The sequence below is a fragment of the Niastella sp. sgz303648 genome (assembly GCF_059587045.1).
Window position 1 is genome coordinate 187,461 of the sequence record NZ_JCAPSW010000009.1, and the last position, 25,561, is coordinate 213,021.

The 25,561-nt window shown below is 45.8% G+C and carries 15 protein-coding genes; 13 read left to right on the forward strand and 2 right to left on the reverse strand.

Going from position 1 to position 25,561, the window contains the following annotated elements; all coding sequences use genetic code 11:
• Positions 1-8: 8 nt before the first annotated feature.
• The 4 genes from AC59IL_RS25245 (at position 9) to AC59IL_RS25260 (ending at position 5,923) form a co-directional block, all read left to right on the forward strand.
• Complete coding sequence (locus tag AC59IL_RS25245; protein ID WP_496554991.1) at positions 9-1,157, forward strand: redoxin domain-containing protein; 1,149 nt, start codon at positions 9-11, stop codon at positions 1,155-1,157.
• A 146-nt stretch (positions 1,158-1,303) separates the two neighbouring features.
• A complete protein-coding gene (locus tag AC59IL_RS25250; RefSeq protein WP_496554992.1) occupies positions 1,304-4,615 on the forward strand; it encodes a TonB-dependent receptor in 3,312 nt (1,103 codons plus the stop codon).
• Positions 4,616-4,914: 299 nt separating this feature from the next.
• Positions 4,915-5,067, forward strand: a complete 153-nt coding sequence (locus AC59IL_RS25255) for a hypothetical protein (RefSeq protein WP_496554993.1) — start codon at positions 4,915-4,917, stop codon at positions 5,065-5,067.
• On the forward strand, positions 5,027-5,923 hold the full coding sequence (locus AC59IL_RS25260) for an SH3 domain-containing protein (RefSeq protein WP_496554994.1): 897 nt from the start codon (positions 5,027-5,029) through the stop codon (positions 5,921-5,923). Before AC59IL_RS25255 ends, AC59IL_RS25260 begins: the two co-directional genes overlap by 41 nt.
• 101 nt (positions 5,924-6,024) lie before the next feature.
• On the opposite strand, the gene AC59IL_RS25265 is transcribed toward AC59IL_RS25260, so the two are convergent.
• Positions 6,025-7,104, reverse strand: a complete 1,080-nt coding sequence (locus tag AC59IL_RS25265; RefSeq protein ID WP_496554995.1) for a hypothetical protein — start codon at positions 7,102-7,104, stop codon at positions 6,025-6,027.
• A 19-nt stretch (positions 7,105-7,123) separates the two neighbouring features.
• Positions 7,124-8,005: a hypothetical protein gene (locus AC59IL_RS25270; protein ID WP_496554996.1), complete on the reverse strand. Its 882-nt coding sequence runs from the start codon at positions 8,003-8,005 to the stop codon at positions 7,124-7,126.
• Positions 8,006-8,622: 617 nt separating this feature from the next.
• On the opposite strand from AC59IL_RS25270, the gene AC59IL_RS25275 reads away from it, so the two are divergent.
• The 9 genes from AC59IL_RS25275 (at position 8,623) to AC59IL_RS25315 (ending at position 25,560) form a co-directional block, all read left to right on the forward strand.
• Positions 8,623-9,639: a GntR family transcriptional regulator gene (locus tag AC59IL_RS25275; protein ID WP_496554997.1), complete on the forward strand. Its 1,017-nt coding sequence runs from the start codon at positions 8,623-8,625 to the stop codon at positions 9,637-9,639.
• A 16-nt stretch (positions 9,640-9,655) separates the two neighbouring features.
• Positions 9,656-11,242 (forward strand): solute:sodium symporter family transporter, encoded by a 1,587-nt coding sequence (locus tag AC59IL_RS25280; protein WP_496554998.1) that lies wholly within the window; start codon positions 9,656-9,658, stop codon positions 11,240-11,242.
• Between the two features lie 37 nt (positions 11,243-11,279).
• Positions 11,280-13,352: an alpha-amylase family protein gene (locus AC59IL_RS25285; RefSeq protein ID WP_496554999.1), complete on the forward strand. Its 2,073-nt coding sequence runs from the start codon at positions 11,280-11,282 to the stop codon at positions 13,350-13,352.
• A gap of 133 nt (positions 13,353-13,485) precedes the next feature.
• The gene (locus AC59IL_RS25290) at positions 13,486-16,701 is read left to right on the forward strand and encodes a SusC/RagA family TonB-linked outer membrane protein (RefSeq protein ID WP_496555000.1); all 3,216 of its coding nucleotides are present in this window, start codon (positions 13,486-13,488) and stop codon (positions 16,699-16,701) included.
• A gap of 13 nt (positions 16,702-16,714) precedes the next feature.
• Positions 16,715-18,640, forward strand: a complete 1,926-nt coding sequence (locus tag AC59IL_RS25295) for a RagB/SusD family nutrient uptake outer membrane protein (protein WP_496555001.1) — start codon at positions 16,715-16,717, stop codon at positions 18,638-18,640.
• 84 nt (positions 18,641-18,724) lie between these two features.
• Positions 18,725-19,909: a DUF5000 domain-containing lipoprotein gene (locus AC59IL_RS25300; protein WP_496555002.1), complete on the forward strand. Its 1,185-nt coding sequence runs from the start codon at positions 18,725-18,727 to the stop codon at positions 19,907-19,909.
• A gap of 30 nt (positions 19,910-19,939) precedes the next feature.
• On the forward strand, positions 19,940-21,148 hold the full coding sequence (locus tag AC59IL_RS25305; RefSeq protein ID WP_496555003.1) for a DUF4998 domain-containing protein: 1,209 nt from the start codon (positions 19,940-19,942) through the stop codon (positions 21,146-21,148).
• Between the two features lie 9 nt (positions 21,149-21,157).
• A complete protein-coding gene (locus AC59IL_RS25310; protein ID WP_496555004.1) occupies positions 21,158-23,554 on the forward strand; it encodes a glycoside hydrolase family 95 protein in 2,397 nt (798 codons plus the stop codon).
• An 8-nt stretch (positions 23,555-23,562) separates the two neighbouring features.
• A complete protein-coding gene (locus AC59IL_RS25315; protein WP_496555005.1) occupies positions 23,563-25,560 on the forward strand; it encodes a sialate O-acetylesterase in 1,998 nt (665 codons plus the stop codon).
• Position 25,561 lies beyond the last annotated feature (1 nt).

Sequence of the window (25,561 nt, forward strand, 5' to 3'; positions counted from 1 at the left end):
ACTTAAAAATGAAATCTCCATTGAAAAAAAGCATGTTAGCAGCGCTGGCGCTGATACCTTTATTGGGCAGCGCCCAAAGTGTACCATTTAGTGTAACGGTAAAATTATCTAAACTAAAAAATGATGTGAAAGCCTGGCTCGTTTACCGGCAGAATGATAACGATGTAACGGACTCTGCCATTGGTAAAAATGGCAATTGGTTGTTTTCAGGAACTATTACCGAGCCTGTTAAAGCCTTGCTGGTGCTCGATCATACAGGGGCGGGGCTGCATATCGACCGGAAGGCCGATATACTGGGCGTGTACCTCGAAAAAGCGGATATACAGGTTACAGGAACAGACAATGTAAAGCAGGCCACGGTTACAGGTGCAGCAATCAATAAAGAATATGCCCGGTACAAAGCAATCGTGTTAGTGCCATCGCAAAAGATCATCGATTCGCTCGATGAAGTTTTTGTAGCGACGCCTGATGCAACAAAGAAAGATGCCGCATTCGTGAACACCCTGATGACAACAGCCAACAAGGCCCTGAAAGAAAGAGAAAAACTCAAGTATGCTTATATTCAGCAGCATCCTGATTCGTATGTAAGTCTCGATGCATTGATAGAAGTGTCTGGTGATAATATGGATGCTGTTAAAACAGATTCTCTTTTAAAAAGTCTTTCCTCTCGGGTGCAGACCGTTAAACGGGCACAAACATTTGCTAACATACTGGAAGCGGAGAAGGGCATTGGCATAGGCGCCCCGGCGCCCGACTTTATTCAGAACGATATAAATGATAAGCCGGTAAAACTATCAGATTTTAAAGGCAAATATGTGTTGCTCGATTTCTGGGCATCGTGGTGCGGCCCCTGCCGCAAGGAAAATCCCAATGTGGTGAAGGCTTATAATAAATACAGAGATAAAAACTTTACGGTGGTGGGTGTTTCGCTTGACCGGCCCGGTAATAAAGATGCGTGGCTGGCAGCCATTAAACAGGATAGTCTTGAATGGACACAGGTATCTGATCTGCAATTCTGGAATAATGCAGTGGCCAAACAATATTTAATCAGAGCCATACCCCAAAACTTTTTAATTGATCCCGCCGGAAAAATCATTGACAAAAATTTGCGCGGGGAAGCTTTGGATAAAAAGCTGGAAGAGTTGTTTGGTAATTAAGTAGAACAAGTGCAACGATATTTGCAACCGGCGAACATATGTATTGAGTATAACGTACGCAGCTTAACGATCTGATAACGGTGTTTTAATATTCGCTTAACTCCCGTGCAGGCATACCCTTGTAGCTTGCAAAAAAAATTTAATCCATGCTGCGAAAACTGAAACTCTTTTTATATTGTTTGCCGGTTGCTGCCTGTACGGCATCGTATGCACAGGAAACCACGGCTACCTTAAATGGCACGGTAACAGATCCGAAAGGAGGTGCAATAGCAGGTGCATCCGTTGTTGTTAAACATGAGCCAACCGGTTATAGCGCCGGCACACGAACCAACAGCAAAGGCATTTTTACCTTACCCAACTTAAAACCCGGTAGTCCGTATACCATCATCGTTTCTTCTTTAGGCTACAAAAATGCTACGATCAGCAACATTAATCTATCGCTTGGTAACAATGCAGCAGGCGATATAGCATTGGACCCCGAGATGGATGCCCTGACCGAAGTAGTGGTCACTACCGGCGGACGCAGAAGTCTTCCTACTTCTTTATTAGTTAAAAGGTCGCAGTTAACCACTTTACCTACACTGAGCCGAAACCTTGCAGATTTTACACGCCTCGAGCCACAGGCAAACAACAACTCGTACGCAGGTACCAATTTCCGTTATAATAACCTTACTATCGATGGCGCCATTAATAACGACGCCATTGGGTTCAGTAATTCTTTCGGTGGTGTAAGCGGTGGCGGCCAGTCGGGCGCTGCCGGTGCAGGCACACGAACCAACCCATATAGTTTGGATGTTATGCAGGAAGTGCAGGTGCAACTGGCCCCTTACGATGTAAAGCTGGGCAATTTCACCGGTGGCAGCGTAAATGCCGTTACCAAAAGCGGCACTAATGAATTTCATGGTTCGGTATATGGATTTGGACGCAACCAGATTCTGATGGGAAAAAGTGTTGACGGACAAAAATCAAAGATCGGTTCTGATTTTTATGATTATCAGTATGGAGCTACCATCGGCGGCCCCATTATTAAAAACAAAGCGTTCTTTATTGTAAACTTTGAACAAACACGCCGTCAGGAACCTACTTTTTACAATGCAGGCGATCCCGGTTCGGCAGTTACTGTTGCCGATGCTACTGCGATTTACAACCAGCTGAAATCAAAATACAATTACGACGCCGGCTCTTATCTGGGCGCTTATAAAATATTTACCGGCAGCGATAAATTATTTGCCCGTTTTGATTTTAATATCAATTCCAAAAACACACTTACCATTCGCGGTATCTTAACAAAAGGGTGGGGCAATAACCTCGAGCGTACCAGTACCAACTTTCAGTTTGGGTCAACCGATTTTACCCAGTATACCAAAAATGTGAACCTGGTTGCTGAATTAAAAAGCAAAATGGGTAATAACGTTAATAACCAGTTTAATGTTAGCTATATTAATGTACATGAGTACAGAGATTTTCCCGGAACCTTATCGCCCTTTATGGATATTGGCGGCGGCGCTGTGTGGGCAGGTACCTGGCGCGAAGCTTCTATATACAATATGAAGCAACAAACTTTTGAAATTACCGATAACGTTACGATCACCAAAGGCATCAGTAAATTTACGATTGGTACCCACAACGAGTTCTATAATCTTACCTATGGATTTATCAACTCATGGAATGGCCGCTGGGAATATGCCAACCTCAACAGCTTTCTGGCCGACCAGCCGGGCCGTATTCGCGGAGCTTATACCATTGATCCAAAATTTCCGAACGACAGAGATGCATTGTACAACGATCCGCCAAATCCATTCAAGGTGGCGTTGCTAAGTGCGTATACACAGGATGAAATTACCTTCAGCCGCAACTTTAAAATCACACCCGGTTTGCGTTTGGATTATCCGGTACTGAATAAAAGCATACCGGCAGATAAAGATTTTGCTACAGCTAACAGCAATACATTGAATACAACCTACAATGCTACCGCCTTTATTGATCTTAACAATAAATGGCTGGGAACTCCTGTATTGTCGCCCCGCATAGGATATAACTGGGATGTAAACGGTAACCAGAAACTGATCATAAGAGGCAGCGCCGGTATTTTTGCAGGCAGAATGCCCTTTGCCTGGTTAGGGTATGCCGAAACATTAACCGGTGGTGTTTATAATAACATCGACTTCAAACCTTCAAAAACCAATACGATTAATGGCAATACCACTATTCCTTTAGCTATTAATCCGCTGTATTTAAAAGATACCATTAATGCACACGCGCTGGCAAGCGCCAATGCGGCCGGTACCCGTGAAGTGGATGTAATTGATAACCACTTTAAGCTTCCGCGCATAATACGAACAAACATTGCTGCTGATGTCAGATTCGGCCAGGGATATAAACTTACTTTAGACGCCATGTATACCAAAACGCTATACGATGTGAAGTTTCAGCAGATCAATATTAAAGACCAGGTTGAATATTATACAACCGGTCCGGTTGAATCGCCTGTATACGTAGGGGGCAAGCTGAACAGCCAGTACTCCAACGTGTATTTGCTTACCAATACCAAAGAAGGATACCGCTATAATCTAACTGCGCAATTAAGTAAAGTATACAGTCCGTTTTTCATGGGTAATGGTTCGCTGAATGTGAACTGGAGCGCAGCTTATACCTATGGGGTAAGTAAAGACATCAGCAATGGTATTCGCAACTCGTTCCAGTCGAACTTTGAAGTAAACCCGGCAATTGTTCCCAATAATCCGCAGCTGGCTTATTCAAATTTCGATCTGCGCCATCGCATTGTAGCTACTATGGAAACCTTCATGAACTGGAGCGCCACGCAGACTTCTTCGCTCGCCTTCTTTTATTCAGGCCAGTCGGGCAGTCCTTATACGCTGGTATATAATTCAGGTGGCAATCCTTTTGGTAATGCAGCCAATGCCAATTTGCCTTACATACCCAAAGATCAGAATGATATACGTTTGGTTGATAAAGGAACCTATACAGCGGCACAGCAGTGGGAAGATCTGAATAATCTGATAGAGCATGATAAATATTTAAAAACGCGAAGAGGGCAATATGCTGAGCGGAATGCTTTACGTACACCCTGGAACCATGAGCTGGATATGAAGCTGATGCATGAGTTTAGGTTAAGCAAAACAAATAAACAACACACATTACAGATAAGTCTTGATGTATTTAATGTATTGAATCTGCTGAATAACGAATGGGGGCACATTACGTTCGTAACAAACGTAAACAACTATACAGTGAACGTACTGAACTTTGTTGGTTATTCAGTTGATGCCAATGGCAACCCGATTGCAGGTACAACAGTTGCAGTTGGTAAACCTTCATCGGGTTACATTCCCACATTTACATTCAATAAGCCATCCGGTTTAGGCGGGCATTATTATACGGTTGATCCCATTAACAGCCGCTGGCAGGGGCAGATTGGGATTAAATACAACTACTAATAAAGCATATCGTTTTTCAGGAAGCCTTCGGTGAAAGTGCCGGGGGCTTTTTTATTATCCGTTCGAAGCCTCTAAGCTACCTCTTTGCTGCTCCTTTATTCCTTATTGATACATGTTCAATATTTTAACTGACTTAACTCCGTACCATCTCCGTACTATCACCGTACCATCTCCGTCAATTAAACGTATTTAATAGGGTATTCTTACAGATATATTACGCAGTTAAAACTTACCTGGTGCCTATCATTCTCAGACCATTTAACCATAGGTGTTGCTATAATTTTGGATTTAAAAAGCAAATGGCTCAAGCCCGTAAGCTGGCCCTGCTGCGAAGAACTATGGATGATTTAGCAGGCTTTTCCGGCGCTTTAAGTGTACAAAGTGATAATTTCCTGCTTATTTTTGTATCCCATGAAAAAATTAACCCTGATCCTCTTTATCGCCCTGAGTAAATTCGTATCCGCACAGGATGAAAATGGCTTTGAATTTCCCGATATGCGCAGCTGGATGCTCGATGACGGCGATACTACCGAACGCTATATTTTTGCCGATACGGCATTGATTCGCAGCACACCCGACACAAAGCAGGCGCCCATCGACACACTGTTCGCGGGCGACAATGTTTCTATCACAGCAATTACGCATAATGGCCTCACTATACGTGGCCTCAGAGGGCCCTGGCTGAAAATAGGCTACTCAAAAAACGGAACGCCAAAGAATGGTTATATCTGGCAGGGCCTGGTAAGTTGCGTGCCCTTGCGCCGGGGAGATATTAAATTCATATATGCCATTGAACGCCGGGCCGACAGCATTCACTTAAGGGGTAAAGTTAAAGACACCATAGGGCGATATCTTGTAAAGCTGAAAGTGGTGCAAAATGGCAATATACTGGCAAAAACATCGCTGATTACCTATGACGATGAAGGCGCCAAATTCAGCTTTAGCAAGGTAATGAGCGGCATGGGACTTACCAACGTGCAGAACATGGTGGTGATTTCTTTTGGCGGTGAAGCCTGCGCCATACCTTTATGCGAATATTATTTCGCCTTTACAAAGAATAACCAGCTGATACGCTTCCCCGATAAAATGAATGTGGCGGATGCTGATCTTTACTACCACGAAGAAACGTTTACCTTCCCTGTTGAAAAGAATGGCCAACCCGATACGGTTATCTGGAATATGAGTAATGGAGAAGGCACAGATAAAACAGACAAAAAAGGCAATGTCATCTGGAAGATCACTGAGAAAAAAAGAGCTGTTTATGTGTGGGATGGAGTGAATGAAACGATTACGAAGGCTGCTATGTAATCATTATATACTTCTTATAAAAAAGGCGGCCTCAAAATTACTTTTTGAGGCCGCCTCGTTATAATTAACCAATCTATGCTGAATAAAGTGGAGTAGGGGATCTATTGAATCTGTGCCTTTAGCTTATAATAGGCTTCATGCAAATTGATTCTGGCCCTTAATTCCCACGGCATTCGGGCGTCTTCATCATAGCCGCTTTGCAACAGTAACCGGTAATATTTCCACGCTTCATCAAAATTTTGCGTCAGCAGATTTAGATGGCTCAGGTTGTAGTACAGAGTTTCTTTTACATTTTTGTCGACCCTCGCTTCGTTGCTCTGCAATACTTTTTCCAGAACATCTTTAACCTTTGCACAAATCATCGAGCATGCTTCTATGTTCCCGTTGTCCATTGAATCGAGCGCTGTTTTGTATTGAACCACTGCATTATCCAGATCGGTATAATCAAATGGCCTGTCTTTGGGTTTAACAAAACCGAATCCGTATATCTCCCTGTACGAGTTATAACTATTGTACAAATGACAAATGGTTTTCGATACCCGGCTAAATACCTGGGAAGCGATCTTTTCTTCTATCTTTCTGTTGATTACGGATTTATTAAATGACTCGTAGTCGGTTAATGATAATTCAGAATAGAACGGGTTAACGGGTAAATCGGTTGCTGCCAGCAAATCTTTATGCATCGCTACCGTAAACACCTCTTTTTCACCCGCAATTTCAATGGTGCGTGTTATTTGTCCGTCTTTATTTTTAATGATTAGTTTGCATGGAAAGTTGCAGGTGTAATCACGTACGAACCCTTTTACTTCACGCGGTACATTGTTCGCATCATTGCGTTTGGTTTTAAAGGAACGAACTGTTTGCGGAGCGAGGTTGCTGACTCCTTCGGTAGATATTTCGAATATATAATCCGGGTGTATTGTGTGAACTTTCGCTTTTATACTTATAAAAGCCGTATAGGGGTTCCATATTGTTTGCAGAATATCATTTTGGGTAGCATGATAGGTTAATTTGTTCGGCATAATCACGGCATATTTATCCTCTTTTGTTAATTGTTGGATCAACGGAGGAAAAATGACCTTTCTGCTCACATAGTCAAAGTCAACTTTTACCAGTTGTTGGCTTGTTGCATGCCGGCATAGCAGCATTACAAGTAATGCTATCAGTAAGCTTCTGTACATAGGGTTTAATAAAAAAGGCTTATAATTTTCCGTTCGCAATAAGAAGGTTTACAATCTGGTACTCTGCGTTGGTGTGGTCGGTTGTTTTAAATTTGAGTATGCTTTTGTCGGTCATCAGCACCAGTTCATTATCAAAGGTAGGGCTGTCGGTTTCGAGGTAAGCCAGTATACCCGATTTCATGGTTTTGCCTTCATATGTATAGGGCGCAATTACCCGTTTCCATACAATATAAAAAGCTTTTGTACCGAAGTTCACAGAAGGAATGGTCTTTTTTTCAACCTGTCCTAATAAAACATTATCCTGGAATATATCGTATATGTTGGTGTATTCAATGCCCCTGCCGCTTGCAGTAGTGCTTTTTGACACGAACTTCAGCGAAACCGATTGTTTTTTATCACGGTCAAGCGGCTCCATAATCCTGTCTTTGTTTTCCTGTTCAAACTTGCGGATAGACAACGAGTCGGCTATAAAATCATAATTATGCGCTTTTACAAAATCAGTAACTACCTGTTCATTCAATGCTTCGCCCTGTACCAGTGATGGGGTGCTGTCTTTAAATAACAGGCCAACCAGTTCTCTTTCAACTAAACGGCCATCGTTCAGGAAATGATAATTCATTTTTTTTCCGCCGTTGTCCAGGAAAGTTATTTCGGCCCAGCGAATGCCATCCCTGTACAAGGGGTTTTTAAAATCAACCCACTTTTCCTGTATCTGAATTAATGGTTTTTTACCAGGCGAGCTAATGGTAAGATCAAAGAGTTTAAAAATGCTTCCCTTTCCATCATAAGTAGCTATAAGATTTTTATCTACAGATATCTTTCCTTTTTTTACATCATAGTTCTGAGCAAAAGCAAGGGACGGAACAAGAGCAATAGCGATAATCGCAATTTTCAATTTCATTTGACGGATCATTTAGAGTGTATTGATTGTTGTTGATAGGTACACAGGCATTAATCGCGCGCAATTAAACTTAAATATTACAGATATTAATACTTCGATGAAGAAATAAACCGGCTATAGCGATTTAAAAAGAATAATCCCCATTCGCCATGATGGTATATTGGCTAATGTGTGACATATTAATGATCGATATACAGGTGGGATGAAGTAAATGAGGCAATTACTAAGGCAATTATACAACTCTGGCTACCAAAATCTATAGCCGATCTTAACATCCGCAGTAAAATTGGGATAAATATGGTTCCCGGTTTCTCTTGCCTGCGATCCTGCCATGCTGATATTGCCAGGCGGCTCTTTATAAATAAACGGTTTCAGGGTTCGGCTGGTCAGGGGCATTTTTATAGGCCTGGGTGCGCAATTTCCCCTCTTTTCCATACATTTGGCAATAGATTAGTATAGAATAGGACAGAATGCAAAATGCGGAACGCAAAACGCAAAACGCTCAACGCGGAACGCAAAACGCTCAACGCGGAATACGAACCGCAGTCGGGGGCGTTTAGCGTTCAGCTTTAGGCGTTCAGCGTTCAGCGTTCAGCGTTCAGCATATAATAAGCCATATGAATGACGTATACAAGCAGATCTACGAAATGGAAGGGGTGAGCGGATTGTCGAAGCACGAGCAGCTCGTGAACGGCATCCTTAACGCCATCCAGAACAAAGCCCTCGTGCAGGGCGATACATTACCCTCGGTAAATAACCTCATCAACGAATTTGGTTTTGCCCGCGAAACCATTGCCAAGGCTTATAAAGACCTGGTAAAACGCGGTATCGTGCAATCGAAGAACCGGGTAGGCTTTTTTGTGGCGAACTGCGATGTAAAACAACACCTGAAAGTAGCCCTCGTATTGTTTGCTTTTGATGCCTTTCAGGAAACCTTTTATAAAGTGTTTCGCTCAAAACTGGGCAAAGGCGTGCATATCGATGTTTTCTTTCACCATAATAATATCGATGTGCTGGAAAGCATTGTGCAGAACATACGCGGGCGCTATGGCCTGTATGTGGTGGCGCCCATTCCGCATAAACGTATAGCGGGCATACTGGAAACCCTGCCGATGGATAAGTTCCTGATGATCGACCGGTGCGAGAAGATCGCCGGCGATTATTCCTATATAGCGCAGGAGTTTGACAAATCATCCCGGCGTGTGTTTGAAGAGCTGCGTGATACCATCAAACACTATAATGGCATGATCTATTACCATCGCCCGGCTGCCGATACCCCCATAGAGATACTGCATGCTTTTAAAGCATTTGTGAAAGCGCATAAAATAAAACATGAAATCAGGACCGAGTATATCCCGGGCACTCTCGAAAAAGGGAAAGTATATTTTACTATCAATAATACCGAGTTATGGAGCATGCTGAAAGACTGCAAACTGAAAAAACTGAAACCGGGCAAAGATGTGGGCATTTTGTCGCATAACGATGAGGTGGTGAAAGAACTGATCTTTGATGGTATAACCACCTACTCAACCGACTTTAAGTTAATGGCCGAAAAGGCGGCTGATTTTGTTCTAACACGAAAAAAGATACAGGAAATTATTCCAACAGTCCTTATCCGGCGCAAATCGCTGTGATGAGCTGCTATACACAATGAACATCACGGGATTCCTTTGCTTTTTGCTTTTCCTGGCCCTGGTTGCTGCCATTGCCATTATTAATACCAGGAAAATGCGCCTGAATACCACCGCTGCTTATTTTATGGGCAACCGGTCGCTGGGTTTCTGGATGGTAGGCTTTTCACTTTTTTTGACCAATATGAGCTGTAACACGCTCATTGGTGAAAACGAGTTCGTATATACCAACGATATGTCGGTAATGGGGTGGGGCATGAGCTCGGTACTGGCTATGCTCATTGTAGCCGAATTTTTTTTGCCTGTATACCTGAAAATGGGCGCCATTACAACGCCCGACTTCCTCGGACAACGATTCGGGCCCCGGTTAAAAAAGTTTGTATCTCTCTTTTTCCTTGCCAGTTATGTAGTAAGCCTGATACCTACGGTACTGTATGGAAGCGCCGTGGCGCTCAATGGCATTTTTCATGTAGATGAAGTATTGGGCATCTCTTATTTTGCTGCCATCTCGCTGCTGGTGGTGCTGGTGGGTATTGTCGGTTGCTGTTATACGGTATTGGGCGGTTTCAGGGCCATCACCATTAGCGACCTGGTGCAGGGGGCGGCATTGCTCATTGGCGGGGTTTTGCTGCTGGTGTTTGGGCTGCGTTACCTGGGGCATGGCAGTGCTGTACAGGGCATTCAAACCATACTGGCTTCAAAAAAGGAACACCTCAATGCGATCGGTGCGTCACATGATCCTATTCCTTTCAGTACCCTGTTCACCGGCATGTTCCTCATTAACCTGTATTACTGGGGCATGGAACAATACATTATGCAGCAGGCGCTGGCGGCGCGCAGTTTGTCGCAGGGACAAAAAGGTATATCCCTTGCCTGTTTGGGTAAATTGCTGGCGCCTCTGTTCCTGAACGTGCCTGGATTGATTGCCGTGCATGTATACCCGAAACTAACCAACACCGCCACCGTATTTCCAAAGCTCGTAGGCGATGTGCTGCCGCCCGTAATAACCGGTTTCATAGCCGCCGTGGTTTTTGGGGCTGCCATCAGCACTTTTAATGCAGCATTGAACAGCTCGGGCACCCTGTTTATTATGAACCTGTACAAACAGTGGCGAAAGCGGGCCGGCGACCGCGAACTGGTCAGGGCGGCAAGGGTTTTCCAGATATCCATTACAGTGATCGCCATGTGTTTTTCTCCGTTCATCAGCCGTTTCAATGGCGGGTTCTATTATTATATTCAGAAAGTATCGAGTTTCTTCAGTGTACCCGTATTTACGGTAATGATCGTAGGCTTTGTAACCAAAAAGGTATCTGAAGCTGCTGCCACTGCAGGTCTTGTTTTTTTTATTGTCACCTACGCGTTGAGCCAGCTGGTGTTTGACTTACCGGTACATTACCTGCATGTACTGGCCATCCTTTTTGTGGCAACGGTTATGTTGATGCTGGCCATTGCCCGGTGGAAGCCCATGGCAGCGCCTTACACACCGAAAAACCTGGCTGTGGTGAACCTGAAGCCCTGGCGCAATCGCCATTGGTTCTTCGGGCTGTTGCTGGCACTGATGGCCGCCGCCTTTGTGCTGTTTTCAAAAGCAGGTATATCACAGTAAAAACTAATTAAAGTAACCACCATAAAAACACCCAACCATGCAATTCAGGCCATTGTTAAGCAAGCGATGTGTAACTGTTCTTTCCCTGATATGGCTTTGTTTGAAAACTTCCGTACTAACAGCTACACCTGCTAATGAAAAAGATACACTGGTAACTATTTCCTTCGGAAAAAATAACGTGATAAAATATTCTTTAATAACCGGGCAGTATAATGTGATATGCAACGGGCGGCAGGTTATTACAGGCGCCTATGCCACATACAAAGGAAAAATTGAAATAGAAAGCGCCGGTGGCGGTCATGGAAAATATTCATCTTCTGTGTTCCATAACAACCATGGAACAGGAACCCTGCATACGATCGAATGGGGGCGAAAGAGCCTGCGTCTGCAACAATTGTTTTATATCTATCCTGGTAAAAATTATTTTTTTACAAGGGTGAATGTGATTGGTAAAGATGTTGCAGCTGCATATATTTCTCCGCTTACCGGCGGCCGCGTATTAATAGATTCACCGGGTGATAACCGGGCATTGGCGGTACCCTTCGATAACGATATGTGGGTGCGTTATAATGCGCAACCGCTATCGCAGGCAAATTATACAGGGAGTGAGGTAACGGCCTTATACAGTAATGATAACTACCACGGACTGGTAATCGGCTCTGTGGAGCACGATGTATGGAAAACCGGTATCAAAGTGAAGGCTGATGAAATGCATACCGTATGGCTAACTGCTTTTGGTGGTTTGGCCGATAGCATCATTACACACGACAAAATTGCCCATGGCCGCGTAGCAACAGGAGATACCCTGTGTAGTTCACCGCTTATAATGATAGGTATGTTTGATGACTGGCGAAGCGGTATGGAGCAATACGCCACCATCAATCGTCAATGGCAAAAACCGGTAATTGCTGCCTGGGCTAAAGCTACCCCCATGGGATGGAACAGCTGGGGTGTTTTGCAAACCAAAATTTCTCCTGATAAGGCAAAAGGCGTAATAAATTTTTTCAGTGATTCGTGTAAAGGCTTCCGCAATGCCGATAGTACCTTGTTTATTGACCTCGATTCTTTTTGGGACAATTTTATAAAGGGCGGATTAGACGGCGACGTAAACGCCCTGAAGGATTTTGTTCAGTATTGCAAAAGCAAACATTTCAAGCCCGGTATTTACTGGGCGCCATTTGCCGATTGGGGTAAGAACGATCGAAAAATAGAAGGCTCGGATTATACCTATGCGCAGGCATGGCTGAAGCAGAACGGAAAACCGGTTGATGTAGATGGCGCTTATGCCATGGATTGCACGTATCCCGCAACAAAAGCAAGGATCGCCTGGTGCCTGAACCATTTGAAAAAAATAGGATTTGAAATGATCAAGATCGACTTTCTCGGTCATGGCGCTCTGGAAAGCGATCATTTTTACGACCCCGCCGTAACCACCGGTATGCAGGCTTTCAAAATTGGTATGGAGTGCGTAGACAGTGTACTGAACAACTCCATGCTGGTATACGCAGCTATTTCACCTACTATGGCAACGGCCCGCTATGTACATATGCGTCGCATTGCCTGCGATGCATTCAGTGCTATCGATAACACAGAATATACATTAAACAGCACAGGCTATGGCTGGTGGCAAAGCTATTTGTATGATTTTACAGATGCCGATCACGTTGTGTTCAACCGGGAAAGCGAAGGCGCCAACAGGGCACGGCTGGCAGCGGCTCTTGTAACAGGTACATTGATTACCGGCGACGATTATGCGGAAGCGGGTCCATGGTCGCAGGTGGCTGCACGCTGGCTGCAAAACAAAGCCTTGCTGAATGTTATAAAGACCGGCCATAGCTTCAGACCTGTTGAAGCGAATACCGGCAACAGAGCAGTGGAGCTGTTTGTAAAAACTGTTGGCAAAAAAATGTACCTCGCCGTATTTAATTATAGTAACAGCCCTCATACATATGCGCTGCCATTAACCAGACTGGGATTCACCACCCGGAAAAAAGTACAGGCTACAGAACTTTTTTCCGGTGTGCCTCTTAACTGGTATGAAAATTTGCAACTAACTATTCCGCCTTCGGATGCAATGATTTATGGTATTACCCTGCCCGGGAAAGAATAAAATCCCCGATTTTTTTGGCCAAATAAAAATAAGTCTATATTTGTGGTGGTATAGGATAGTATAGTACAGATCAAAGTTCAAACCTGTACTATGCTCTGCCTCTTTTGTTCATTTCGAAACAACCACTGCTGTTATGATCAAACGATTTGCCTGCTGTAGGTGGGGGTGTACAGCCTTCAGGCATACCTCCTTCTCTCTTCTTTTTACTATTTGCATTTGTTTACTGTTTTTATCAACCGGTTCCTTTGCACAGCAAGCCGGCGGTCCGGTGTCGGGTGTTGTGTCAGACAGCGCCCACGCACTGCCGCTGGCCGGCGTATCGGTGCTGATAAAAGGCACCCGCCAGGGTACCAGCACCGACGAAAAAGGCCGCTTTTCGCTGGATATTCCTGGCGATCAGGTGATGCTGGAGTTTTCTTTTGTGGGCTACCGGTCAAAGAGCGTTACGGTTCACAAGGGAAAACCTGTTACCGTGATGCTGTCACTGGCCGACGATTCAACCGCCGATGTAGTGGTAGTGGCTTATGGTAAGCAAAAGAAAGCCAGCATGGTGGCCTCTATTACTTCCATCAATCCGAAAGAATTGCGGGGGCCTACCAGTAACCTCACAACAATGCTCGCCGGAAGAATTTCGGGAGTGATCGCCTACCAGCAAAGTGGTGAGCCGGGCGCCGATAATGCTTCTTTCTTTATCAGGGGCGTTGGCACTTTTGGCGCCGGTAAAAGAGATCCGCTGATATTGATCGATGGTATGGAATCTTCTGCCACCGACCTTGCCCGTCTGCAACCCGATGATATTGCCGGATTCTCGGTGTTGAAAGATGCGGCCGCATCATCACTTTATGGTGCGCGCGGCGCCAATGGCGTTATACTGGTGACAACAAAAATGGGCGCGGAAGGCAAGGCTAAATTCAATGTGCGGATGGAAGTGCCTGTTTCGACCAATACCCGCAATTTCAAATTTGCCGATAATATTACCTACATGAAGCTGGCCAATGAAGCGGTGCTCACCAGAGATCCGCTGGGGGTGTTGCCATATTCACAAAACAAAATCGATCATACCGAAGCCGGCGACGATCCCCTGAAATATCCCAATAACAACTGGATCAGCGCGCTCATAAAAGACTATACTATCAACCAGAAATTTGATATGAACGTAAGCGGCGGTGGTAAAACAGCACAATACTACATTGCCGGTACCTATAATATCGACCGTGGTATACTCAGAACTGTTCCCGGCAGCAGCTTTAACAGCAATATCAAACTGGGCAATTATAGTGTTCGTTCAAATGTCAACATCAACATTACACCTACTACCCGGGCTACTGTAAGAACGTCGGCACAGTTCGATGATTATAATGGCCCGATGGGATACCGCGATGGCGACGGTAACTGGGTGGGCGGCGGACGGGCTGTATTTAACAGCGCTATCTGGTCGAACCCTGTCATGTTCCCCGCGTATTACCCGGCCGGTTATGCGCCCTACCTGCACCATCCTTTGTTTGGCAATGCCTACATAGGCAATACAACCTCATTGTACAACAATCCGTTTGCCGGTATGGTATCGGGCTTTCAGCAGTATAATTCTTCTATCGTGAATGCGCAGATTGAGCTGAACCAGAACTTCAGTTTTGTAACGCCCGGGTTGGCTGCGCGGTTCATGGCCTATACGCAGCGCTATTCATTTTTTGATTTGAATCGCCGGTACAATCCTTTCTACTATACATTACTACCCGATGCCAATGGCAAGCTCACGGTATTAACGCCACTGAACCCCGGTCAGGGTACCGAATACCTGAATTATAACCCGGGCAATAAAATAATAAATACCGTTACCTACGCCGAGTTCGCAACGAACTATAACCGCACCTTCGGGCAGAAGCATGCCGTAAGCGGTATGCTCATTGGCATCCTTCGCAATTTTCTCAATGCCAATGCAGGCGATCTGCAATCTTCCCTGCCTGCGAGGAACATGGGGCTTTCGGGCAGGTTTACCTACGCTTATGATAACCGCTATCTGGCCGAGCTGAATTTTGGTTATAATGGTTCGGAACGTTTTGCCGCCAGTCACCGTTTTGGATTTTTTCCATCAGCAGGGCTGGGTTGGATCGTTTCGAATGAAAAATTCTTTGAGCGCCTGCAGAATATTGTTTCCAACCTGAAATTCCGGTTTACCTACGGCTTCGTGGGGAACGACCAGATTGGTAACTCGGGCGACCGCTTTTTTTATTTATCAAATGTAAACCCGAATAATGATGCCAATGGTTATCACTTTGGCCTTGATCAGGGCCATTACGTAACCGGCTATTCGATAAACAGGTACGCCAATACCGACATCACCTGGGAAAAAGCCACTACCACCAACCTGGGTATGGACCTGTCGTTCAGGAACGGCATCAATGTAGTGGTAGATGCTTTTCGCTCGGTTCGTTCAAACATTCTTATGTATCGAAGCACCATTCCTTCTACCATGGGTTTGGAAGCAGGCGTGCAGGCCAATGTGGGCGAGGCATCAGGCAGAGGCGTTGATGTGGCGGTTGATTATTCAAAGAATTTCAAAAAAGATATGTGGTTGCAGGTACGCGCCAACATGACCTACGCTACCAGCAAATTCAGGGTGAATGAAGAACCCAATTATCTCGATAATTTAAAATACCTCTCACGCATTGGCCAGTCGTTGAGCCAGGGATATGGCCTCGTTGCAGAAAGATTGTTTGTTGACGATATTGAGGCCCGCAAATCGCCTGTACAAAGCTTTGGCGGTAATGCACCGATGGGCGGCGATATCAAATACCGCGATATAAATGGTGATGGACAGATCACCAGTCTTGACTATGTGCCGCTTGGTTTTCCCACCACACCCGAGATCACCTATGGATTTGGCTTTTCATTCGGTTATAAGGGACTTGATATAAGCACCTTTTTCCAGGGCAACGCGAGGGTATCTTTCTTTATCAATGCGTATAACATATCTCCCTTTGTGCTGAACGGCGGTTCCCAAAATGGCTTACTGCAGGCTGTAGCCGAAAGTCATTGGTCTGAAGAGAACCAGGATCTGCACGCCTTCTGGCCCCGGCTCGATGCGCAGTTCAACAACAACAATTCTCAAACCTCCAACTGGTGGCTGCGCGATGGCACCTTCCTGCGGTTAAAAACAATGGAATTAGGATATACGTTGCCACGCAAATGGCTCAACCGAATGCACTTCTCTAACTTAAGAATATACGCCAATGGTCAGAACCTTTTTGCTTTCAGCAGGTTCAAACTATGGGACCCCGAAATGGGGGGTAACGGGTTGGGCTATCCGGTACAGGCTGTGTACAACCTCGGGATCAATTTTGGGTTTTAAAAACAAGCAAACAATGAAAACAATCTATTATATACTGGCTTTTTACATGCTGTTTACTGCGGCCTGTACAAAGAATTTTTTGGATGTGGTGCCCGATAATGTGGCTACACTCGATAATGCGTTTACCATGCGCTCAGAAGCAGAGAAATACCTGGCCACCTGTTATTCGTACCTGCCAAACGAGGGCGATCCGGTGAGCAACATCGCTTACCAGGGCGGCGATGAGTTCTGGCTGGCCTATCCGCCTGCCAGTTTAACCGCTACTAACTGGAATGTGGCGCGTGGCAGCCAGAATGTGGTGCGTCCTTATGTGAATATCTGGGATGGCGACAATTTCGATAATGTGGGGTACAAAAATATGTTTACAGCTATTCGTACCTGTAATACGTTTCTTGAAAATGTATCGGACCTGAACAAAATTCCCGATCTCACCCTCGATGAAAGAACCCGGTGGATTGGAGAGGTGATGTTCCTGAAAGCATATTATCATTTCCTGTTAATGCGGCAATACGGGCCTATACCCATTATGGATAAGAATATTGCTGTAAATGCGCCGCTTGAGCAAACAAAAGTAAAACGCCAGCCGGTTGACTCAGTCGTAAATTATATTGCTAATTTGATAGACGATGCTGCCACCCGCCTGCCGGTAGCGTTGTTAACCCCTTCTACCGAACTGGGTCGTATAACCGTGGCCATTGCCAAAAGCATAAAAACCCGTGTGCTGGTATATGGCGCCAGTCCGCTGTTCAACGGTAACTCAGACTACAGCAATTTCAAAGATAAAGAGGGTGTGCAACTCATATCTTCTGCGTATAGCGCCGAAAAATGGCAGCGAGCCGCCAAAGCCGCTGATGATGCCATTAAAGCCTGTTCGGCGGCCGGTATTTACCTGTATAGATTTATCAATACAACAGGATTCCCGCTTACAGATGGTACCATAACACAAATGAGCATTCGCAATGCTGTTTGTGAAAAATGGAATCAGGAATGGATCTGGGCCAACTCTAATTCCAGTACCTGGCAGTTGCAGTATTCGTCCATGGCGCACATCGATCCTGCCAACTCGGGTAACTCAAGCATTTATGGCACACTCGGACCCACCATGCAGGTGGTAAAACAGTTCTATACCAAAAACGGTGTACCGGTTACAGAAGATAAAACACTTGATTTTACCAATGGCAACCAGCTGCGAACGGCTACGCACGATGAGCGATTCAATATCGTGGAAGGCTACCGTACGGCGCGTTTGAATTTCGATCGGGAGCCACGCTATTATGCCGATCTTGGTTTTGATGGCGGTACCTGGTACATGCAAAACAGTCCGAGCCATACTGATGAAAACACCTGGAGCGCCCAATTGAAACTGGGGCAGTATGGCAGCGGGGTTGCGGTTACCATCACCACGTATTACCCCAAGAAACTGGTGAACTGGAAATTCGCATACCAGAGCAACAACAGCAGTCATATCGAAGATTATCCTTTCCCCACCATGCGCCTCGCCGACCTGTACCTGTTATATGCCGAAGCTATGAATGAAGCGAACGGCCCGTCGGAAGAAGTGTACCAATACCTGAATCTGGTAAGAGACAGGGCCGGCCTGCCAACCGTACAGTACAGCTACACCAACTTCTCGAATAATCCCGGTGCATACCAAACCAAAGAAGGTTTGCGTAATATCATTCGCAACGAGCGCAATATTGAAATGGCTTTTGAAGGAAGCCGGTTCTGGGACCTTCGTCGCTGGAAACTCGCTGCGCAACTGCTCAACGCGAATGTATCGGGCTGGGACCGTTCGGGCACGGCCGATCATCCTGAATTGTTTTATATACCCACCACATATTATACCATGCGTTTTATAGTGCCGCGCGATTACCTGTGGCCCATCAAAGAATCGAATCTGCCGGTAAATGAAAACCTGGTGCAAAACCCCGGATGGTGAGTGTCCTGAGCGAAGTGGAAGGATGTTTGAGAATCCTGAGCGCAGTCGAAGGAAGCGCCTTTTCGAGAACTAAAACATACCAATATGAAAAAACAAATTTCAATAATAGTCGTACTGCTGATGCTAACGGGAATGTGGAGTTGCAAAAAAGCAGGCATAAATGGTTTGATAGAAAACAACGGCACTCCGCCGGGTGTAGTGACCAACGTAACCGTTCAAAACGAAAACGGGGCTGCAACGATTGCTTACTCGTTGCCCAAAGATCCTGATCTTTTATATGTGAAAGCTGTATACGCTTTGGCCAACGGTACCAAACGCGAAGTAAAAGCGTCGTATTACACCAGTCAGTTGAAAGTGGATGGCTTTACCGATACACTGAAACATACGGTACAATTGTTTGCTGTGAACAGAAGCGAAGTAGCATCGGAGCCGGTAGAAGCACAGGTTGAACCGCTGGTATCGCCCATGCAGCTGGTATTCCGCAACCTCAGTGTAAAGGCAACGGCGGGTGGTATAAGAATAAAATCGCTCAATCAGTTCAAGGGTAATGTGGTTATTGTGCCCATGATCGATTCGCTGAACAACGGACAGTGGGCGGGTTTGGATAATATTTACACCAGCGACTCGCTTATTGCCGTGAGCATAAGAGGGCTTACGCCGGTGCAAAGAAAGTTTGCCTTTTTTGTGCGCGACCGCTGGCTGAACCATACCGATACTTTGTTTGCCACGCTCACGCCGACCAAAGAGCTTTTAATTGATAGAAATAACTTTTTTGTGTACCAGTGCGATAACGATACCAAAATGGCGTTCGGCACTACGGTAGACATGATGTGGAAAGGATTGTTCAATAACGAATGGCCCTGTACCTATACCGATGAAAGCTCGGGCGTGCCCACCACCATCACATGGGGCATTGGGTCTGCTCCCGTTAAATTGACCCGCCTGAACCTGCTTACACGAAGAGAAGGCTCACTATGGTATTCGAAAGGAAGCCCGCGCCGGTTTGAAATATATGGCTCCAATGATCCTACCCACGATGGCGACTGGAGTAAATGGACAAAAATTCTTACCTGTGAAGTCATTAAGCCAAGCGGGTTACCGCTGGGACAGGAGAACAACGCCGATGCCGCTGCAGGAAGCGCTGGTTTCTCATTCGACTTTGATGAGGACACACCACCTTACCGGTACCTGCGCCTGAAATGTTTGCAAAACTGGGTAGGTTCTTATTTCATAGAAATACAGAACATGTCGGTTTGGGGAACCAATTAACGGAGAATTTAAAAAAGTAAAATCATGTTCATGAAACAATATTTTACCGCCATACGCTTAAGTCTGTTGGCCTTATTACTTACAGGCATAGTGGCCTCGTGCAAAAAGATGGATGATTACAAAAAATATGGCGAAGGGGGCGAGATCATATATCCGGCAACATTCGATTCACTGAAAGTGATACCGGGCAACGGAAGGGTAATGATCACCGGTTTGCTCACCGGCGATCCCGGTGTAACAAAATACAGGGTATTCTGGAATAATGGCAGTGATTCGCTGGAAACGTCGATCACCCGCAAGGGTAAAACAGATACCATCAAACAAATCGTTGATCGTTTGCCCGAAGGGCCCATGACCTTTACGCTTCGTACCTATGATAACAAAGGCAACCGGTCGATACCCATGATCGTTACCGGCAACGTTTATGGCGCCAGTTTTCAGGCTTCTGTTAATGAAAGAGGCAATCGCGCTGTATTGAAATCAATATTCAATCCCGATGGCTCGGCTGTAATTACCTGGGCGAATGTAGATGCCTATGTAGGTGTGCTGGGCATGCGCATTCATTTCTTTGATACCAATGATAATGCACACGATACTATCGTAGCCGCGAAATTGAAAGACCAGCAAACCACGTTGCCAGCCATAAGTATCCTGAAACAGATTACATACAATACGCTATACCTGCCCGATACAGTAGGTATCGATACCTTTTCGGTGACGTCCAACACGTTGTCTTTATTTACCGAAGTAGCGCTGTTAAACAATGTGCATCCTGTTGCCAATGTAGCCAATGACGGCAGCCGCTGGGCGATATTGCGCGACTGGGTAAGCAACGATGCGGTAAAGAACCACAACGGGTATGGTGGCACCGATATATCGGGCGATCCGAAAATATATTTTGAAGCCGGATGGGGCGGGGGCGCAATTCATAATGGAAAAATATACCAGGTAGTAATACTGCCGCCCGGCAGGTACAGCTTTGAAGGATCAATCGACTGGTGGTATGCAGGTTCTCACAACGATGTATACCTGATGGCTGCTAACGGCAGTAACGGATTGCCGGATGCAGACAACCTAGGTGCATCTTTCGCCTACAAAAAAGTTGACAATGGCTCCAATGTAAAAATGGATTTTATATTAACCCAACAAACCACACTTTCCATTGGTCTTTTGCTCGATATGGCAGATGATGGCGAAGCAATGCGTTTCAATAGCCTGCGATTATACATAGTGAATTAAAACAAAACAATGAAAACAACAATCATATTAATGTACAGAAGGAACATAGTTCATATGGGTAAGTTGTTTTTAATACTATTGTTGGGCATGAACAACGGCCATGCGCAACAAAACCAGTCGCTGCGTTTATGGTACGATAAACCGGCTGCGCAATGGGAAGAAACGCTGCCGCTGGGGAACGGCCGGCTGGGCATGATGCCCGATGGCGGTGTGATGCAGGAAAATATAGTGCTCAACGATATTACGCTTTGGTCGGGTGCGCCGCAGGACGCGAATAACTATAATGCCTATAAAAAATTACCCGAAATACAACAATTGCTCATCGATGGAAAGAACGATCAGGCGCAGGCCCTGATCGATAAAGATTTTATTTGTACCGGTAAAGGTTCCGGCGCCGAGCCCTATGGTTGTTATCAAACCCTGGGCCGGCTGGTGATATCATTTCACTATGATGCAACCGATAGCAGCAATGGCTCATTTACCGGCTATCGAAGGCAATTGTCGATCAGCGATGCCGTAGCTACCTGTTCGTTCAAAATAGGAGCCGTAGAATACACCAGGGAATACTTCACCAGCTTTGGTGATGATGTAGGTGTGATAAGGCTTACGGCCGGCATGCCCGGTAAATTGAATTTTGAGGTATCGCTTTCGCGCGAAGAGAAAGCAACGGTTATGGCTACCGGCAACGGGCTCCAAATGACGGGTCAGCTGCAGAACGGCACCAATGGCAAAGGCATGCAATACATCGCCCTGCTATCACTCAAATTGAAGGGAGGAAATGTTGTTGCTGCCGGTAATAAACTGGTTATTAATAATGCAACTGAAGCGATCCTTTTCTTTTCTGCCAAAACCAGTTTCCGTGATGCCGGTTTCAGGCAACACGCGCAGCCATTGCTTTATAAAGCAATGGCTGTTCCCTACGCTATACAAAAGAAAAACCACATCAATAATTACCGGAAATTATTCAACCGGATGCAGATTGATCTCGGTAAATCGGGATCAGAGGATTTGCCAACCGATCAGCGGCTGGCAAAATTTTATAATGCAGCTATTCCTGATAACCGGCTCACGGTGCTGTTTTATCAATACAGCCGCTATTTGTCTATCAGCAGCACGCGGGTGGGATTATTGCCGCCTAATTTACAGGGACTGTGGGCGCATGAAATACACACGCCCTGGAATGGAGACTATCACCTCGATGTAAATGTGCAGATGAATCATTGGGGGCTTGAACCCGGCAATTTATCGGAACTGAACCTGCCATTGACCGAATTGATCAGCGCGCTGGTGCCGCATGGTGAACGAACTGCCAAAGCCTATTATAATGCACGCGGCTGGGTGGCGCATGTGATCACCAATCCCTGGCTGTTTACCGAGCCCGGTGAAAGCGCTTCGTGGGGTATTACCAAATCGGGCTCGGGCTGGTTGTGCAATAACCTCTGGGACCACTACCTGTTTACTAAGGATATCAGGTACCTGAAAAAGATATATCCGGTTTTGAAAGGCTGTGCTTCGTTCTATTCAGATATTCTTATTAAAGACCCCGGAACAGGATGGCTGGTTACGGCGCCTTCTTCTTCGCCTGAAAATTCTTTTTTTATGCCCGATGGCAGCGGCAAACAGGCACACATTTGCATGGGCGCTGCCATCGATAACCAGATCATTCGCGAGCTGTTCAACAATGTAATTACAGCTGCAGAAAAGCTGCATTTGGATGAACCGTTCAGCAATGAATTAAAAGCAAAACTGAAACGAATACCACCGGTTGCACAAATTGGGGCCGATGGCCGGTTGATGGAATGGCTGAAAGAATATAAAGAAACAGATCAGCAGCACAGGCATATATCTCATTTGTATGGGTTGTATCCGGCGAGTCTGATCACGCCATCCCAAACACCTGAATGGGCCGAAGCCTGTAAAAAAACACTGAATGTACGAGGCGATGACGGACCCGGCTGGTCTATTGCTTACAAACAATTGTTCTGGGCCCGCCTGCACGATGGCAACAGGGCCTACAAACTGTTTCGTGAGATCATGAAGCCAACCCGTAAAACTGATATCAACTACGGGGCCGGCGGCGGTGTTTATCCAAATTTGTTATCGGCTGGTCCTCCTTTTCAAATAGATGGTAACTTTGGCGCCGGCGCCGGCATTGCCGAAATGTTGTTGCAAAGTCATGAGGGGTATATTTATTTGCTGCCTGCCATTCCCGATGAATGGAAAAGCGGAGGATCAGTAAGAGGAATGAAAGCCCGGGGAAATGTTACCGTTGATTTTTCCTGGAAGCAGGGACGGGTTACCGGGTATAAATTGTACTCACCAAAGAAGCAGTCGGTAAAAATAAATGTAAATGGTACCATTACACATGCCGTAACGCAGCCACTACAGGATACCAATAAATATTAACAGTACATATGAAAAAAGGATTGCTTCAACGATCAATGATGCTTGTTTTGTTTACTTTGTTTGCAGGCACAATGGAGGCGCAGTTGCGTTTACCCAAAATATTTGGCGACAGCATGGTGCTGCAAAGGAATGCACCTATTCGAATATGGGGCTGGGCTTCACCTGCCGAAGCTGTTACCGTGCAATTTCATAAACAGCAACGATCGGTGAAAACAGATGCAAATGGTATATGGGAAACCGTGCTGGCGCCTGAGCCCGCCGGCGGACCTTACAATTTACAGGTGCAGGGAAAAACAACTATTTCACTGCATGGTATAATGATGGGCGATATCTGGGTGTGTTCGGGGCAATCGAATATGGAAATGCCATTAAGCGGATGGGGGCAGGTGTTGAATGCACAGCAGGAAATTGCGGAGGCTGTTTATCCATCCATTCGTTTATTTACAGTTGAAAAGGATATACAGGGCCAGCCAGGTGCTGATTTGAAAGGAGGAGCATGGCAAACCTGCAATCCGCAAACTATTCCGCCTTTTTCGGCAGTTGGTTATTTTTTCGGAAGGGCCCTGCATCAGCAACTGCATATTCCCATCGGCCTCATCAATGCCACCTGGGGCGGTACCGATATTGAAAGCTGGATCAGTCATACAGGTTTTGAAAAGGAACCTTATTATAAATGGCTGATGGCGCTAACGCCAGAAAAAAGCACGGCCGGGCTTACTGCGATGAAAGATCGGCAAACACAGGCCTGGCTTGCGTCGATGCAATTGGATAAAGTTGATACCTCAACCCTGGGCCAATGGCCGGCAACTGATTTTAATGATGGTGAATGGCACGAAATGAAAGTGCCGGGCCTTTGGGAAAGCCAGGAGCCGGGACCGAAATTCGACGGCGTGATATGGCTGCGCAAAGAAATTATTATCGATGAAGCCGATGCCGGCAAACCGGCTGTATTGAACCTGGCCATGATCGACGATAATGATGTAACCAATATCAACGGTATTAAAGCAGGGGAAGTGAATGGTTACAGTGTAAAGCGGGTCTACAACATAAACGCCGGGGTATTGAAAAAAGGGAAAAATGTAATTGCTGTGCGGGTCGAAGATACCGGTGGCGGCGGTGGCATCTATGGCGAACCGGCCGATTGTTCGCTGACGATCGATGGCAAAGCGATAGCGCTGGCCGGCACCTGGAAATTCCGTATTGAATCGGTGCGTATGAACAAAGGCGTTGGTCCTAATGATTATCCTTCTGTGTTGTATAATGCCATGGTACATCCCATAGAAAAACTCGCGATCAAAGGCGTAATATGGTACCAGGGAGAAAATAATGCAGGACGTGCTGTTGAATACCGCAAGGCGATGCCGCTGCTCATCAACGACTGGCGCATGCGGTGGCATCAGCCCGCCATGCCTTTTTATTTTGTACAGCTCACCAGTTATAGTGCCGGTAATGGCAACAGCAACCAGGGAAGCGCCTGGGCCGAGTTGCGCGAGGCACAGTTTATGGCCGCTTCGCTCCCCAACACCGGTATGGCCGTTACCATCGATGTGGGCGATCCTAAAGATATCCATCCCCGAAATAAACAGGATGTGGGAAAACGGCTCGCCGCCCTCGCATTGCAAAAAACTTATGGCGTTAAAATGATCGCTTCAGGACCTGTGTACAAAGGCATGCAGATACAGGGAAGCAGTATCGCCATACAATTTATAAACACCGGTAAAGGATTGACCGCAAAGCCTGATTCGGCCGGCAATGCAGCCGGGTTTGAAATAGCCGGGGCCGATCAGCACTTTTATGTTGCCAAAGCAACCATTACCGGAAACACCGTTATGGTTGCGGCTCCAGAAGTATCTAAACCGGTTGCTGTGCGATATGCCTGGGCCGATGATGCCAGTGGAGCCAATTTGTTTAATGCAGATGGCTTACCCGCAGCGCCTTTCCGTACCGACAACTGGAAATTAATTACAGACGAAAAACGATATACACCACAACTTACACAGCAATAAC